Below are 14095 nucleotides of genomic sequence, written 5' to 3'. Positions count from 1 at the left end.
CATCCTAATCCGGATGCGGGGTTCGGTTTCAGTACCATAAAACCGACCCGGAGCTCCCCCTTTCTGAGAGTCCCGCGGCGGGAAGACCCGGGTCGATTTATGAACTTATCTTGACAATTGCGAAACGATAAAAGTTGAGTTAACAATTAGCATTTCGCGTAGGGACACGAAGGCAGGAGGGGATGAAAATCCCCCCCTGCTTTCGTAAAATCGGTCGCTTACTTGATCGTGACCTTGGCACCGGCCTTCTCGAGCTCGGCCTTGGCCTTCTCGGCGTCCTCCTTGGAGGCGCCTTCGACGACGACGGCAGGAGCGCTCTCGACGAGCTTCTTGGCGTCGGCGAGACCCAGACCGGGCTTGACGGTGCGGACGGCCTTAATGACGGCAATCTTGTTGGCACCGGCCTCGGTGAGTTCAACGTCGAATTCGGTCTTTTCTTCAGCAGCCTCGGCAGGAGCGGCGGCCACGGCGGCGGCAGCCACGGGAGCGGCGGCGGAAACACCCCACTTCTCCTCGAGCATCTTCACGAGTTCAGCAGCTTCGAGGATGGTCAGCTTGCCGAGTTCTTCAGCGATTGTATTGAGATCAGCCATTGTAGTATTGTCTTTTAATTGGTTCTTGTCGCAGGTGGGGGCTCCCCACCCATTTCAGTTCTCACCGGCCGGAGAGCCGACAGAGAACCTCTTGTTGTTTCAGGCGGCGCGCAGGTTTACCACAGCACCGCCATCTGTTCAAGTCTTTTTTTACTCGGCAGCGGGAGTTTCTTCGCTGCTGCCGCCGTTTTCCTTGTCCACGTAAGCCTGGATGACGCGAGCCAGGGCAGAGCCGGCGGCGTTGATGGTACCAAGCAGGGTGGCCAGCAGAACTTCGCGGCTGGGAAGATCGCCGAGGGCGGTGATCTTCTCGGGGCTCAGTTCGGCGCCGTCGAGAATGCCGGCCTTATAGGCGGCCTTCTTGGAAGTCTTGGCGAAGGTGTTGACGGCCTTGGCCGCGGCGCAGACGTCGCTCTCACCCATGATGTAGGCGGTCTGGCCCTTGAGGGCGGCGGAGATGTCGGGAAGGCCGGCATCCTTGATGGCCTTGACCATGTAGGTGTTCTTGGCGACGACGCACTTGGCGCCGGCGGCCGCGAGCGAAGCGCGCAGCTGCGTGAACTCCGGCACGGTGATGCCCGTGTAGTCGATCACCAGCAGGAAGGGCGAAGCATTCACCTTGGCCTGCAGCTGATCGATGATGACGGTCTTATCGGGATTGAATTTCGTGTTATCGTTCATAATCGTGTGTGCGGTTCAGGTTACAGCTTGGAGAACTCGACCTGGCTGAGCGGAAGGCCGGGGTTCATGGAGCTCGAGATGGTGACCGAGGCAATGTAAGCGCCCTTGGCGCCGCTCGGGCGAGCCTTCACGACGGCGTTGATGAGGCTGCGGATGTTCTCGGCGAGCTTGTCGGACTCAAAGGAGAGCTTGCCGACGGGAGCCGAGATGTTGGCGTTCTTGTCGACCTTGAAGTCGACACGGCCGGCCTTGACCTCGCGAACGGCCTTGGCGGTATCCTCCGTCACGGTGCCGGTCTTGGGGTTGGGCATCAGACCGCGCGGGCCGAGCACTCGGGCAATCTTGCGCACCTGGGCCATGGCGTCCGGGGTGGCGATTGCGCTATCGAAGCTCAGGAAGCCGTCCTGAATCTCTTTGATGAGGTCTTCAAGACCGACTTTCTCAGCGCCGGCCTCAAGGGCTGCCTGAGCGGCTTCACCTTGGGCAAAGACGATGACGCGGACGTTTTTGCCGGTACCGTGGGGCAGCGCCACGGAGGCGCGCACCATCTGATCGGACTTGCGGGGATCCACCGTAAGGCGGAACGAGACAGTGACCGTGGGGTCAAACTTGGGGGCGGGGAAGCTCTTCATGACTTCCACGGCCTCTTCCACAGCGTAAGTCTTGCCGGGGGCGACGAGCTTCGCTGCTTCGTTGTAGCGCTTGGAGCGTTTTGTAGACATATGTGAGCAGTACGTTCGGGTTAGTGTTTCCCTCCTGCAGAAGGGTGAATCAGAGACCTTCAACCTCGATACCCATCTGGCGGGCCTGACCGGCGATGATGCGGGCGGCGGCTTCCGGGTCTTTCGTGTTGAGGTCGGGCATCTTGGTGTTAACGACTTCCATCAGCTTCTCTTTGCTGATCTTGGCAACCTTCTTCTTGTTCGGCTCGCCGGAGCCGGACTGAATGCCGGCGGCCTTCTTGAGGAGGTTGGCTGCCGGGGGCTGCTTGGTGATGAAGTCGAAGGACTTGTCCTTGTAGACGGTGATGATGACGGGGAGAACGTCGCCGGCCTGCTTCTGAGTCTTAGCGTTGAACTCTTTGCAGAAGCCCATGATGTTCACACCGGCCTGACCGAGTGCAGGACCCACGGGCGGCGAGGGGTTCGCGGCGCCGGCAGGAATCTGCAGCTTGATGATTTTGACTACTTCTTTTGCCATGGTTTTGTTTGTTGGGTTGACCGACGGGCCGGGGTGCGAACACCTGCGGCGAGCCGCCGGAGAAGGCTTACTTGTTCAGCTCGTCATCAGGCACGTGCTGAACTTGGGTATAATCGAGGTCGAGCGCATTGCTGCGGCCGAACATGGTCACGCCGACGCGCAGACGGCCGCGCTCGGCATCCACTTCTTCGACCACGCCGCGCTCATCTTTGAAGGCGCCGTCGCGCACGACGACGATGTCGTTGACGTTGAAGACGACTTTCGGACGCGCGATGCCCTCGCGGCGCTGCACTTCCTCGAGAAAGTTGCGCACGTCGGAGGCAGGCATGGGAAGCGGCTCTTTGTTGCGGCCGCAGGCAAAGCTGATCACGCCGTCGACGGCCTGAATCTTGTACCAGGCGTCGTTGCAGAGGCTGTTGTCGGGGCGGCGCAGGGCGATGTTCAGGTAGATGTAACCGGGGTAGAGCTTGCGCTCAACGGTGTATTTTTTACCGTTGCGGACTTCCTCGATCTTCTCCATATACAGTTTCGGCTCGCTCTGGATGAGCGAGCGCACTTCCTCGTCTTCTTCGATGAGGCGCTTGAGGTTATCGAGCGTACGCTTCTCTTTGTTCGAGAGAACATGCAGAACGTACCACTGATCCTTGGCCTCCGGCACGGAGCGGGAACCGGCGGGTTTGCGATCGTAAGGGCGTGACATAGTGCTGATCTTCGGGTGCTTGTGGGGAGTGAGATCAGGAGAGGAAATTGATGGCGGCGTTGATAACCTGCGCCATCACGAAATCAAAGAAGGCGACATAGGCGCCCAGCAGCAACATGGCAACGAGCACCATGAGCGTTGACCCCCACAGTTCGCGATACTTCTTGAAGCCCTTGACCTTGGGGTCGCTCTCCCACGGCCAGGAGCACTTCTTGAGCTCCGACTTGAGGTTGGAGATGGACGTGAAGACGGAACGGAAAAACTTGCTCATTGATTCTTGGAGGTGTCGGGTGATCCGGTTGTGAGATCTGTCGAAAAAAAAAGAGGAAGGCTGGCAGGGTATGAGAGACTCGAACTCCCAACACGCGGTTTTGGAGACCGCTGCTCTACCGATTGAGCTAATACCCTATAACCTTGCTCTGTGTTTCGGTCATTCGGGGGATGCCCGGTTTGGGACGGGCATCCCCCATGACCAAGGGCTCATTCCATTCGAATGTCAGCCCAATTTTTGCGGGGAAGCGGATTAGGCCACGATCTTGGCGACCTTACCGGCGCCGACCGTGCGGCCGCCTTCGCGGATAGCGAAGCGCATACCCTCTTCCATGGCGACGGGGGTGATGAGCTCAACGCCGATGGTGACGTTGTCGCCGGGCATCACCATTTCCGTGCCCTCGGGCAGGCTGACCGTGCCGGTCACGTCCGTCGTGCGGAAGTAGAACTGCGGGCGGTAGTTCTTGAAGAACGGGGTGTGACGGCCGCCTTCTTCCTTCGTCAGCACGTACACGGCGGCCTCGAAGGTGGTGTGGGGAGTCACGCTGCCGGGCTTGGCAAGAACCTGACCGCGGACGATGTCTTCCTTCTTGATACCGCGAAGGAGCACGCCGACGTTGTCACCGGCCTCACCCTTGTCGAGGAGCTTGCGGAACATTTCGATGTCCGTCACAGCGGTCTTCTGGGTCGGGCGAATACCGACGATTTCAACTTCCTCCATCTTGTTGATGATACCGCGCTCGATACGGCCGGTAGCCACGGTGCCGCGGCCGGAGATGGAGAACACGTCTTCCACCGGCATCAGGAAGGGCTTGTCGATCGGACGCTCGGGCGTCGGGATGTAGCTGTCGACAGCGTCCATGAGGTCGAGGATGCTCTGCTTGGCCTCGGGGTCGCCCTCGAGAGCCTTGACGGCGGAACCCTTGATGATCGGGATTTCGTCGCCCGGGAAGTCGTAGGAGGAAAGGAGGTCGCGGATCTCCATCTCCACGAGCTCGGCGAGCTCCGGATCAGCGAGGTCCATCTTGTTCATGTACACCACGATGTAGGGAACACCCACCTGACGGGCAAGCAGAATGTGCTCGCGGGTCTGCGGCATGGGGCCGTCAGCGGCGGAGACCACGAGGATGGCGCCGTCCATCTGGGCAGCACCCGTGATCATGTTCTTCACATAGTCGGCGTGGCCGGGGCAGTCGACGTGAGCGTAGTGGCGCTTGTCAGTCTCGTACTCCACGTGAGCGGTCGAGATGGTGATGCCGCGCTCGCGCTCCTCGGGAGCGCCGTCGATCTGATCGTAAGCCTTGTACTCAGCCTTACCCTGCTCTGCAAGAACGCTCGTAATTGCAGCGGTAAGGGAGGTCTTACCATGGTCAACGTGACCGATGGTACCCACGTTCACGTGGGGTTTGGTGCGCTGGAATGATTCTTTGGCCATAATTGGATTGTTTGTTTGGGCTGCTATTCTTGCATCGGAGTCGGAAGCTTCTGGCGGGATTTGAACCCGCGACCTCATCCTTACCAAGGATGCGCTCTACCCCTGAGCTACAGAAGCGTGAACTCCCTGTCGTCCTGTGGGGACGTGAAAGCAGGCGTATTTTACACGTGTTCGCGTGGTGCGTCAACTCTAATTTATCGTCATTGTTGATTTTTTCCGATTTTTTTGCCGATTTTGCCCTGTTTTCGGTTTTTTTTCGGCGCGGCGGGGCGGATTTTCGCTGCGGCGGGGGCGGCGGCGCTGCTCCGGCGCAATCCGCGGCTGCTGTTGCCTCGGCTTCGGCAGGAGTTGTTCTCGGCTTCGGCGCGTGCGCGGCGGCGCGTCTCCCCGAGTCTCGGCCGTGCTCAGCGACGGTGCGGGCGAGCGGCGAGCGGTGGCGAGCGGTGGCGTGCGGTGGCGTGCGGTGGCGGCGCCGTGACAGGTGGAAAGTTGGGTTGCGCCGCTCTTTTCTCCGTGTCACACTACAGGTCTATGAAGCATTCTGCATTCACGATGATGGTGGCTCTGCTGTCCGCGCCGATGGTGTTCGCGGCAGAGGAGCCGGAGCAGCAGGCGCCGATGCCTGCAAGCGAGCAGCCTGCGGCGGCTCAGAACGCGGGCTGCCCCGAGGGGGCGGCTTGTGCCGATGAGGCTTGGCTCCAAGTGGAGTCGGTGACGATTGCCGCCGAGAACGGTGATCCGCTGGCTCAGTACACGCTGGCTTGGCTCACGGAAACGGGTCAGGGCGGTATGGAGGCCGACGCCGAGAAGGCGCAGGAGCTCTATGCCAAGGCCTTGCCGGGGCTCAAGGCGGCGGCCGACGGCGGCCATGCCGATGCCTGTCTGGCGCTGGCGGCGATGTACGGCATGGGCAAGGGGGTTGAGGCGGACGCCGAGACGGCGGCGAGCTATGCGGCTCGCGCTGCCGAGTGCTGCGCCGAGGCTCCGAAGGCTCCGAACTGCTGCGCGAAGGGCGACACGTGCTGCAAGGGCCGGGAGGGCAAGTCCGCGGACGGTGGCAAGGCTCGCGGCTGCAAGGGCGGCAAGGGCAAGGGCGGCAAGCCTGCCTGCTGCGACAAGGCGGGAGCCTGCGCTCCGGCTGAGGATGGCGCGAGCGGCGCTCCGGCTCCGCAGGGCGCACACTGAGGCGCGCTGCGGCTCTTATGTCACGCCCGCGCTGCCGTTGAGCAGCGCGGGCGTTTTGTCTTCAGGCGGGTGTTGTCTTTTCGCCGGGTGTTGCGGGCGGCGGGCTGCCGCCGGGGGCGGAGTTTTCGGGCGGCGGGTCATACTGAACGTCGCGCAGGTAGAGTCCGTCGGCGGGGGCGCAGTAGCGGGTGGTTTCGCCGGGTTGGGTCATGTAGGCGCGCAGTTGGTCGAGGTTTATTTTGCCGCGAGCGACTTGGTGCGCGGTGCCGACGAGCAATCGCACCATGCGGTACATGAAGCCGTTGCCGCAGAAGCTCAGGCGCAGGATGTCGCCCTCTTCGCACAGGGCGGCGCGGTCGATGCGGCGGCGGTAGTAGCTCGGCGGGGGCTCGGCGGGCTCGGTGCCGCGGCGGGCGCTGAGGCGGCGGAAGTCGTGTTCGCCTTCGTAGCAGCGCAGGGCTTCGGCCATGAGTGCCGGGCTCCAGTCGCGCGGCAGGTGCCAAGCGCGCCCGGCGAGAAAGGGGCTGAGGACGGGGGCTCGGCAGATGAGGTAGTCGTAGCTCTTGGCGACGGCGTTGAAGCGCGCGTGAAAGTCGTCGGCCACGCCTTGGGCGGCCGTGATGCGGATGGAGGGGGGCAGCAGGGCGTTGAGGGCAGCCTGCCACTGCGCGGCCTGCATGCGGCAGCTTGCGGGGATGTCGACGTGGAAGCGCTGCCCGAGGGCGTGGACGCCGGCGTCGGTGCGGCCGGCGGCGGCGATGCGCAGGGGGCGTTTGAGGATGCCGGCCATCGCGGCTTCGATGCAATCTTGGATGGTGCCGCGGCCGCGCTGGCTCTGCCAGCCGAGGTAGCTTTGGCCGTCGTAGGCGCAGGTGAAGAGGATGCGAGACATGGGGAGGGTTGCGGGGTGGCTCGGGGCGGCAAGAAAGCCGCAGCGTCAGCGACGCTGCGGCTTTCGGAAGGGGGCGCTGTTATGCGCGGCGACGCGGGCGCGGCGCATCAGATGTCGATGGAGATATCTTCGAGATCATCGAGGCCGTCGCTGCCGGAGTCATCGGAGCTGTCGCCCGAGTCGTCGGGAATCTCGTCGATGGAGGGCTCGACATCGCCGCTGTCCTCACCGGCATCGTCGCTGCTGTCGTCTGCGTCATCCGCGGCGGGTTCGACGTCGCCCGTATCGGCGCTGTCGTCCGCGCTGTCATCGGCGGGCTCGACGTCATCGGCGGCATCGTCCGCCGGGGCGGCATCGGCGCTCTCGTCAACGGGCTTCTTGTCCGGCACGGCCTCGAGGTCAGCCGAGCTGTCGAAGCGGAAGACGGAAACCTCGGAGGGCTTGACCGTGTAGGCGAGAGCCTCCTGCAGCGCCTCGGAGCCGTAGCATTCGGCAAAGGGCGGCGGCTCGGCATTGTCCTTGACGCGTTCTTCGTGCAGGTAGTTCAGGCCGGCTTCCTTGCGGGTCGCCTCGGGGTCGAGCTGGCCGCCGCCGGGCACCGAGGCACCGACGGCCAGAACGAGCAGATCGCGATCAACCTCGCCGTCGTACGAGGTAACGGGGATGCTGGCCTGCACGCGACCGAGCTCGCGAGCAAGGCCCTCCAAAGCCTGCACCAGCTCATCCGCCTCGCGCCCCTCGGCGCCGACGCTGCGGCGCAGGGCGTTGGTGTTGAGCGTGCAGGTGCGTGCCATGGCGTCCTCAAGCCTCTTGTAGAGCACTTTGACACGAGGGGCTGCCGCCTCGGCCGTCTTGTAGTCGGTGACGGTCTGCAGCTCGGCAGTCAACTCCTTGGCAAGCGTGGTCACGGACTTATCCTCGCGCTGGCAGGAGGCGAGTACGCTGACAGCAAGAATGGCACAGGCCGGAACGAAGAGAAAATCTTTCATAGAAGAAGTGATAAGCTACGTATTGGAAGTTAGCAGGATTTTGACATGATGTCAAGGTAAAGTGTGGTCTGACCTGAAAAAAATCCCGTTTCGGGGGCTTTCAGCGCGGGTCGGGCAGCAGGTCGGCGTAGATCCCGGGCGAGGAATCGGGGATGGGCCACGCGCCGACGCAGTGCTCGTAGAAGGCGCAGGGGCCGGCGCCGCCGATGATGCCGTAGGCGTAGCCGAGGGCGCGCAGTTGCTCGGCGGCGGTGATGAGCAGGGCGCGGCCGATGCCGCTTCCGCGCTCGTCGTCGCCCACGCCCATGGGGCCGATGAAGCCCCGAGCGGTGACGTCGAAGCAGGCGAAGCCGATGATGCGCTGCTGCCGGGTGGCGATGATGCAGCCCGCCGGGCTGTGCGCCATGGCGATGCGGCATTCGCTGACCCACTTCGGGCTGAAGTTGCGCCCGACCCAGTCTTCGAGGATGTGGGCTTCGTAGGGGTTGCAGCGGCGGATGAGGACGCCTTGCCCGGCGAGGCGCTCGCGCAGCGGGGCGGCGTCCGGCAGGGCATAGAGGCGCACGAGCATGTCTGTCATGGGTCTGTGTGTGCGGGTGCGGGGTGAAGGTGTGTGTGAAAACGGGCGGGTCGGCGCGGGCGGCCGGGCGGCCGGGCGGCGGGCGGCCGGGCGGCGGGCGGCCGATGCAGCTCAGGCGGAAGCCGCGGCGCGGGCTTCCGCCTGAGGGTCGGCGCGCTGTCGAGCCGAGGGACGGGCGCGTGCCTGCTCAGTCTTTCTTGGCGGCTTTCGCGTCGTCGCCGGCGCCTTCCTGGGCGTTGAAGAAGCGCGGGGCGAGGCGGGTGACGACTTCATCCTGGCATTCGGTGTCGTAGACCGTCAGGATGAGGTGGGCCAAGGCGACGGCTTCCTTGAAGTCGGCCGGGGCGTTGCTCCAGCGCTTGGCGTCGAGCTTGCCGAGCGCGGCGCTGCTGTTGAGGAAGTCGGCGACGCCCGGCATCGCATTGAGCAGGTGCACGGCGCGCAGCAGGGCATCCTTCTCCAGCTCCGGGGCTCCGCCGTGGCTGCATACCACAAATTGGCAGTAGCGGTCAACCGCGCGGCTGGCCGCGGCGGCGTTCTCCTTGCTCAGCCCGCCCTGAATTTCGGCGGCGGGAATCTGCTCTTCCGTCAGGCGGGCCAGGCCGTAGCAGTACCAGCCGTAGGCGCGGAGGTTGATTTTGGCGGCTTTGCCCTTGCCGGATTCAAGCGCGGCATATTGGAGGATGCTCTGGCTGAGCTGCTCGCAGGCTTGGGCGAGTTTCTCCTTGTCCGCGGCGTCGATCTGCAGGAAGCCGGCGACGGCCTTGGCGGCCTCGGCCGTGCGGATTTCATCGGCCGTGGCGGCACCGTAAACCTTGCGCTCGATGGCGGCGGCGAGGGTCTCGGCGCGCTTCCAGTCCTGAAGCCTCATGGCGCAGTCCAGCTCGCAGAGTGTGGCGCGAATGGCGGGGTTGCCGCGCACGTAGCGGAAGCCGGCGTAGTCCTTGCGGACTTTGGCGAACTTCTTGACGGCTGCCTTGAGGTCGCCGCCGTAGTAGAGGTCAAAGCCTTCGCCGAGATCTTTGGGGCTCTGCACCATGTAGGGCGACTTGAGGCGCCTCTGCTTCATGGTGCCGTGGTCGTCGTAGAGGATGCCGTCTTTGTTGGATCCGGAGGCGGGGTAGGTTCTCCACCTTTTGTTTTCAAAGACGGAGACGTTGAGTCGGGTTTCTTCTTTGGGTGCCGGCTCCTGGGCGCCGACGAAGCTGCCGAAGGCGACCAGAGCGAGGCTCATGAGGTTAAGTGTTTTCATATGAATGGTTGAGAAATGGTTGAGAGATGGTGGATGGGTTTAGGGTTGCCGGAGGCTGCGATGCCGATACTCTTCGGCTTGGACGTCGGCGCTGCGGCCGCTGCGCGCGACGCAGGCTTCCACGGCGGCGATGAGTTGCTTGTCGCCCGGGGCGGCGGTCTGCTCGAGGCCCGCGGCCCGCAGCTGCCGGATGTAGTCGTCGCCGATGCGCCAAGCCAGCCAGCAGTCGGGCGGAGCGTAGTTGCTCGTGCCGATCTCGCCGACGGCGGGCCGGTTGCGGCGGCGCAGCAGCTCCATGAGCTTCAGGCAGGCCGGGGCGGAGATGCTCAGCTTGCCGGTCTGCCCTTGCACGAGGCTGTCGCAGATGCGGATGGCTCGGTCGAGGTCGCCCTGCTGCCCGCGGTGGGCGTAGGCGTCGGCCATGATCAGCCACATCTGCGGGCTGTCTGCCCCGCGCATGTTGAAGTAGCTGCCGGCGGTCTCCAGCGCGAGGGTGTCATCCCCGCTGTCGCGGTAGCACGCGGCAAGGGCGATGTAGGCGTCGGTGAGGGCGGCGAGGTCGGTGCAGCTCTCATCGCTGATGAAGGCGCGCAGCAGCGCGACGGCTTCATCCGTCTTGCCCTCCGCGCGGAGACGTGCGGCTTGCGCCGCCGGGGTTTCGGCATCGGCACGCGGCAAGCTCTGAGCCGCGGCCATGCTGCCGCAGGCCGCCAGAATCAGAACTGTGAGGCTCAGAGCTTTCATCCGCGCGTCGCGTGGGGGTTGGCGTTAGCGTCAGTTGCGCGTGCGTGCGCGCAGGTTGCGCAGCTTGCTCTCTTCGCCTTGGACGGTGCTGTCCTGGCCGTACTCTCTGACGAGGCTGACCACTTCGTCAAACATCCTCGTCTCGGCCACGGTCATCTTCTCCTTGAAGCCGCTGCCTTCCAGCAGCTTGACGTAGTCCTCACCCGTCTTCCAAGCCAGCCAGCGATCCGGGGCGATGTAGTCCTTGCCCATGATGTCGCCGCTGCTCGGCCTGTTGCGCCGCCAGAGCTGCTCCATGAGCCGCTTGCAGGCCGGGGCCGAGACGCTGACGGTGCCGGTCTGGCTCTGCAGGAGGTTGTCGTAGGTCTTGATGGCGTTGTTGATGTCTTCTTCGCTGTTGCTCTGCGCGTAGGCATCCGCCATGAGCATCGAGATTTCGGTGCGGCGACGGCCGTTCTTGCTCAGGTAGTTGTTGCCCGCTTCGATGGTCTTGGCGGTGTCTCCCTTGGCCTTGTAGCAGTTGGCGAGGGTGAAGTACACCTCCGGGTCGCTCATCGTGCCGCTGTTGATGACTTCCTGCAGCAGGGCGACGGCGTCGTCGATCTTGCCGAGGATGCGCAGCGCGTCGGCCTTGCGAGCCTTGCCCTTGACGGAGTCGGCGGTGTTGCGCGAGATGACGGCGTCGTAGAAGGAGTTGGCGTCGTTGAGGTAGCTGGCACCCTGCTCGCGGTCGGCGTCGATGATGGATCCACCGAAGTCGCGGAAGTTGTCCGCGATGCGCAGGCAGATGCTCGAGGTGAGTTCTTCAGGCTTGAACTCGCGACCCATGGTGCGAACTTCCTGAGCGATTTCTTCGCGCATCTCGGCGTAGCGAGAGGCCGCTTCCTTGCTCTGTTCGCCGTTCTCGCCGCTCTCGGGCTTGTTCTTGGTGAGTTTGTTGGTCAGCTCGGTGATGCGGGCGTTGCGAAGGATGGCGCTGAAGTATTTGTCGCCGGCCTCGACGCCGAAGGCTTCGAGGTGAGCGATGACTTCATCCTCGGAGCTCTTGTCGCCTTCCAGTTTGCGGAAGCCCTTGTCGTAGGCGTTCTTGTAGGCGTCGACGTAGGAGTTGACGGCTTCTTCGAGCGATTCGTCCTTCTTGTTGTTCCGGAAGGCGTAGGCGGCTTCGCGCAGGATGACTTCGCGGAACTTGGCCAGCGCGGCGTCGCAGGTTTCGCGTGCACCGGGATCGTCGGGCTTGACTTTGTCCGTCGAGCGGCGCACCTGCGTGCCGGCCATGTTGAGCGCGTAGACGTTGCCCGCGCTGTCGACCTCCTGCCAGAAGGTGTCGGCATAGCCCTTGGTGCGAGCCATGCGCGCCGCTTCATCCTCGCCTTCGCGCGGGATTTCCGGCGCCAGCGAGTAGAGCAGGTAGAGCGCGTTGGCGGCCATCAGGCGGCCGTCCTGCGAGAGCTTGCCGTCCGCGCCCTTCTTCTTGAGCGAGGCCTTGTAGGCTTCTTCCAGCGCGGCGATGCCTTCGCTCTTTTCAGCCTCGCTGCGCTTGCCGTCCGTGCAAAGGATGCTGCCGCGCACCAGCTGGGCGTTGGCGTAGACGGGGCTCTCAGGCCAGTTCTTGCCGATGGTGCGGCAGTATTCGAGGGCCTTCTCGATGTCGGCCTTCGTCTGCTCTTCGTCGCCGCGCGTGGTCGACAACTTCAGCAGGCAGTCCGATGCGAGGTAGTAGGAGTGCGCGACGAGGGCGTTTTCCGCGACGTCCGTCGAGGGATACTTCTCGCAGTACTTGGCGAAGATTTCGAGGGCCTTGGTGTAGTTGCCCGTGTCGACGGCTCCGAGCTTGTAGTAGGCGTCCATGACGAAGTAGAAGAGCTGCTTCTCGTAGTTCTCTACGGCGTCTTTCTTGAGCGCTCCCTTGCCGGTGCCGGGCACGAGGTTGCCGCTATTGAGCAGGGCTTCGCCGCTCTTGATGACTTCTTCGGGCTTGTTGAGCTTGAAGTAGGCCGAGGTGATGATGAACTCGGCCGTGACGGCTGCCGCGCCCTTCGGGTCGTTGGCGTTGAGTTTGACGACTTCCTGCGCGGCAGGAATGAGGGCCTCCCAGTTCTGCGCCTTGAGCAGGCGGCGCATCTTGTTGAAGGCCAGGTTCTTCACCTGGCTGTCACCGAGGCTGCCGGCATCGCTGAGGGTGGCTTCGAGCTTTTCGCCTGCGGCTTCATCGCCGGTGACGTAGTGAAGCTGGGCCAGCTGGTATTTGAGCTTGTCGCCGAGTTTTTCCTCCTTGCCGTCTTTGTCTTTGGAGACGAGGTTCGGGTAGCGATCGAGCAGCACCTGATAGCCGGCTTTGCCGAGGCGGTTCGAGCCGAGGGCGAGATGGACGTTGGCCGCGCTGACGATGGCGTAGGCTTCGGGGTCGGTGTTGCCTTCGATGAGCTTGGCGTAGTCGCTGCTGATGCGCGTGATGTATCGGACGTTGTAGACTTTGCCGGTCTCGCGGTCCAGCGCGTTGCTGACGTTTTCCTCCGTGCCCATCCACTGCAGCTGCAGCCCGAATTGATCCATCACCTCGCTGCTCGGCGGCACGAAGGAGTAGAGGGTGCTCATGATGCGTGCGGCGGCTTCGGCGCCGCGCAGGTCGCCGGCGCGGAGGGCTTTCTGCGCGTAGCTCGAGGCGCGGCCGCCGTAGGAGATGAAGCGCGAGGTGTTGACGGCGGCGGTCGTCGTTTCCATCATGGGCAGGGAGGCCAAGGCGCTGTGCGCGAGGTCGAGCACGTCGGCGTTGGTCTCTTTGCCGTCCTGCAGGGCGACGCCGATGATGGTGTTGAGGCCGCGCATCACCATGTCTTCAGGCAGGCGTCCCTTGCCCTTGCGGCTGCGCTCGAGGTATTCCTTGCCCTTGCTGAAGTCGGGTTTCTCTTTGAGCAGGTAGGATTGCAGCAGCAGGAAGCAGACTTGGCCGTTGAGGCGCTTCTCGCGCTCGGCTTTCGAGACCTTGTTGGCTTCGAGCAGGTTGAGGTATTCCTCCAGGTAGGTGATGGCTTCGTCGAACTTGCTCACGTCGCCCTTGGTGTCTTCGTCGCCCGCGGCCTGCTTGAAGCGCGCATAGCCTTTCTGGAAGACGGACATCGTCAGCAGCGGGTCGTAGCCGACGGCCTGCCTCGGGTCGCGCATGTTGGCACGCTGCGCGTTTTTCGCGCGCTCGCGCATGGCTTTGTCCTGCCACTTTTCATCGGCGAGGAGCCCGAAGGTTGCCACGGCAGCGTCGTATTTCTTGAGCTGGACCTGCGCGATGCCTTTCTGCCACAGGTAGAAGGGCATCAGGTATTCAAACTGTTGGGTGACCTTCGACTTGGCGTTGAACTTCTTGATGATGGTGTCGCAGAGTTTCTCGGCTTCTGCGTACTTGCGCGCCGCATTCAGCTTCTCGGCCTGTGCGACCGAGCCCACGAGGTCCTGCGCCTGGCAGACAATCGGCGCGCAGGCCGCTATGGCGAGCAGCGCTGCGGTTTTGGTGTATGAGAACATGGTTGGATGGAGTTGTTGTTATAGCTGTAATGAGGGATTCAGACAAGAAGAGGGG

Annotated in this window: 14 protein-coding genes and 2 tRNA genes; 1 reads left to right on the top strand and 15 read right to left on the bottom strand. The window is 63.3% G+C overall.

All coding sequences use genetic code 11. From position 1 onward, the window contains the following. Positions 1 to 218: 218 nt before the first annotated feature. The 9 genes from rplL to AC6UAL_RS00135 form a co-directional block, all read right to left on the bottom strand. Positions 219 to 593 (bottom strand): 50S ribosomal protein L7/L12, encoded by a 375-nt coding sequence (gene rplL, locus AC6UAL_RS00175; RefSeq protein WP_500681324.1) that lies wholly within the window; start codon positions 591 to 593, stop codon positions 219 to 221. A gap of 150 nt (positions 594 to 743) precedes the next feature. Beyond that, positions 744 to 1274, bottom strand: a complete 531-nt coding sequence (gene rplJ / locus AC6UAL_RS00170; RefSeq protein WP_500681323.1) for a 50S ribosomal protein L10 — start codon at positions 1272 to 1274, stop codon at positions 744 to 746. A gap of 20 nt (positions 1275 to 1294) precedes the next feature. Further along, complete coding sequence (rplA, locus tag AC6UAL_RS00165) at positions 1295 to 1996, bottom strand: 50S ribosomal protein L1 (protein WP_500681322.1); 702 nt, start codon at positions 1994 to 1996, stop codon at positions 1295 to 1297. A gap of 49 nt (positions 1997 to 2045) precedes the next feature. Then, a complete protein-coding gene (gene rplK / locus AC6UAL_RS00160) occupies positions 2046 to 2474 on the bottom strand; it encodes a 50S ribosomal protein L11 (RefSeq protein ID WP_500681321.1) in 429 nt (142 codons plus the stop codon). A 67-nt stretch (positions 2475 to 2541) separates the two neighbouring features. After that, a complete protein-coding gene (gene nusG / locus AC6UAL_RS00155) occupies positions 2542 to 3174 on the bottom strand; it encodes a transcription termination/antitermination protein NusG (protein ID WP_500681320.1) in 633 nt (210 codons plus the stop codon). Between the two features lie 34 nt (positions 3175 to 3208). Continuing rightward, entirely contained in the window at positions 3209 to 3445 is a 237-nt protein-coding gene (locus tag AC6UAL_RS00150; protein ID WP_500681319.1) for a preprotein translocase subunit SecE, read from the bottom strand. Positions 3446 to 3506: 61 nt separating this feature from the next. Continuing rightward, a tRNA-Trp gene (locus AC6UAL_RS00145) sits at positions 3507 to 3582 on the bottom strand. A gap of 115 nt (positions 3583 to 3697) precedes the next feature. Then, complete coding sequence (gene tuf, locus AC6UAL_RS00140) at positions 3698 to 4879, bottom strand: elongation factor Tu (protein WP_500681318.1); 1182 nt, start codon at positions 4877 to 4879, stop codon at positions 3698 to 3700. A gap of 45 nt (positions 4880 to 4924) precedes the next feature. Then, a tRNA-Thr gene (locus tag AC6UAL_RS00135) sits at positions 4925 to 4996 on the bottom strand. 414 nt (positions 4997 to 5410) lie between these two features. Here AC6UAL_RS00135 and AC6UAL_RS00130 point away from each other — a divergent pair. After that, a complete protein-coding gene (locus AC6UAL_RS00130; protein ID WP_500681317.1) occupies positions 5411 to 6064 on the top strand; it encodes a hypothetical protein in 654 nt (217 codons plus the stop codon). Between the two features lie 61 nt (positions 6065 to 6125). Here the strand turns inward: AC6UAL_RS00130 and truA are convergent, their stop codons facing one another. The 6 genes from truA to AC6UAL_RS00100 all read right to left on the bottom strand — a co-directional run bounded on the left by truA (position 6126) and on the right by AC6UAL_RS00100 (position 14040). Then, positions 6126 to 6956 (bottom strand): tRNA pseudouridine(38-40) synthase TruA, encoded by an 831-nt coding sequence (gene truA / locus AC6UAL_RS00125; protein ID WP_500681316.1) that lies wholly within the window; start codon positions 6954 to 6956, stop codon positions 6126 to 6128. A gap of 107 nt (positions 6957 to 7063) precedes the next feature. Next, complete coding sequence (locus AC6UAL_RS00120; protein WP_500681315.1) at positions 7064 to 7945, bottom strand: hypothetical protein; 882 nt, start codon at positions 7943 to 7945, stop codon at positions 7064 to 7066. Between the two features lie 100 nt (positions 7946 to 8045). Then, positions 8046 to 8525, bottom strand: a complete 480-nt coding sequence (locus AC6UAL_RS00115) for a GNAT family N-acetyltransferase (RefSeq protein WP_500681314.1) — start codon at positions 8523 to 8525, stop codon at positions 8046 to 8048. A 187-nt stretch (positions 8526 to 8712) separates the two neighbouring features. Continuing rightward, positions 8713 to 9777, bottom strand: a complete 1065-nt coding sequence (locus tag AC6UAL_RS00110) for a Mul1B family putative transporter subunit (RefSeq protein WP_500681313.1) — start codon at positions 9775 to 9777, stop codon at positions 8713 to 8715. 39 nt (positions 9778 to 9816) lie between these two features. Continuing rightward, positions 9817 to 10521: a hypothetical protein gene (locus AC6UAL_RS00105; protein WP_500681312.1), complete on the bottom strand. Its 705-nt coding sequence runs from the start codon at positions 10519 to 10521 to the stop codon at positions 9817 to 9819. A gap of 30 nt (positions 10522 to 10551) precedes the next feature. Then, entirely contained in the window at positions 10552 to 14040 is a 3489-nt protein-coding gene (locus AC6UAL_RS00100) for a tetratricopeptide repeat protein (protein WP_500681311.1), read from the bottom strand. Positions 14041 to 14095 lie beyond the last annotated feature (55 nt).

Origin of the sequence: Candidatus Parakkermansia intestinigallinarum, assembly GCF_944389695.1 — a bacterium.
Lineage (GTDB): Bacteria > Verrucomicrobiota > Verrucomicrobiia > Verrucomicrobiales > Akkermansiaceae > Akkermansia > Akkermansia intestinigallinarum.
This window is presented reverse-complemented; position numbering and strand designations above follow the sequence as displayed.

Coding starts and splice junctions, on each gene's coding strand:
- rplL (WP_500681324.1), bottom strand. CDS start 593: ATGGCTGATCTCAATACAATCGCTGAAGAACTCGGCAAGCTGACCATC.
- rplJ (WP_500681323.1), bottom strand. CDS start 1,274: ATGAACGATAACACGAAATTCAATCCCGATAAGACCGTCATCATCGAT.
- rplA (WP_500681322.1), bottom strand. CDS start 1,996: ATGTCTACAAAACGCTCCAAGCGCTACAACGAAGCAGCGAAGCTCGTC.
- rplK (WP_500681321.1), bottom strand. CDS start 2,474: ATGGCAAAAGAAGTAGTCAAAATCATCAAGCTGCAGATTCCTGCCGGC.
- nusG (WP_500681320.1), bottom strand. CDS start 3,174: ATGTCACGCCCTTACGATCGCAAACCCGCCGGTTCCCGCTCCGTGCCG.
- AC6UAL_RS00150 (WP_500681319.1), bottom strand. CDS start 3,445: ATGAGCAAGTTTTTCCGTTCCGTCTTCACGTCCATCTCCAACCTCAAG.
- tuf (WP_500681318.1), bottom strand. CDS start 4,879: ATGGCCAAAGAATCATTCCAGCGCACCAAACCCCACGTGAACGTGGGT.
- AC6UAL_RS00130 (WP_500681317.1), top strand. CDS start 5,411: ATGAAGCATTCTGCATTCACGATGATGGTGGCTCTGCTGTCCGCGCCG.
- truA (WP_500681316.1), bottom strand. CDS start 6,956: ATGTCTCGCATCCTCTTCACCTGCGCCTACGACGGCCAAAGCTACCTC.
- AC6UAL_RS00120 (WP_500681315.1), bottom strand. CDS start 7,945: ATGAAAGATTTTCTCTTCGTTCCGGCCTGTGCCATTCTTGCTGTCAGC.
- AC6UAL_RS00115 (WP_500681314.1), bottom strand. CDS start 8,525: ATGACAGACATGCTCGTGCGCCTCTATGCCCTGCCGGACGCCGCCCCG.
- AC6UAL_RS00110 (WP_500681313.1), bottom strand. CDS start 9,777: ATGAAAACACTTAACCTCATGAGCCTCGCTCTGGTCGCCTTCGGCAGC.
- AC6UAL_RS00105 (WP_500681312.1), bottom strand. CDS start 10,521: ATGAAAGCTCTGAGCCTCACAGTTCTGATTCTGGCGGCCTGCGGCAGC.
- AC6UAL_RS00100 (WP_500681311.1), bottom strand. CDS start 14,040: ATGTTCTCATACACCAAAACCGCAGCGCTGCTCGCCATAGCGGCCTGC.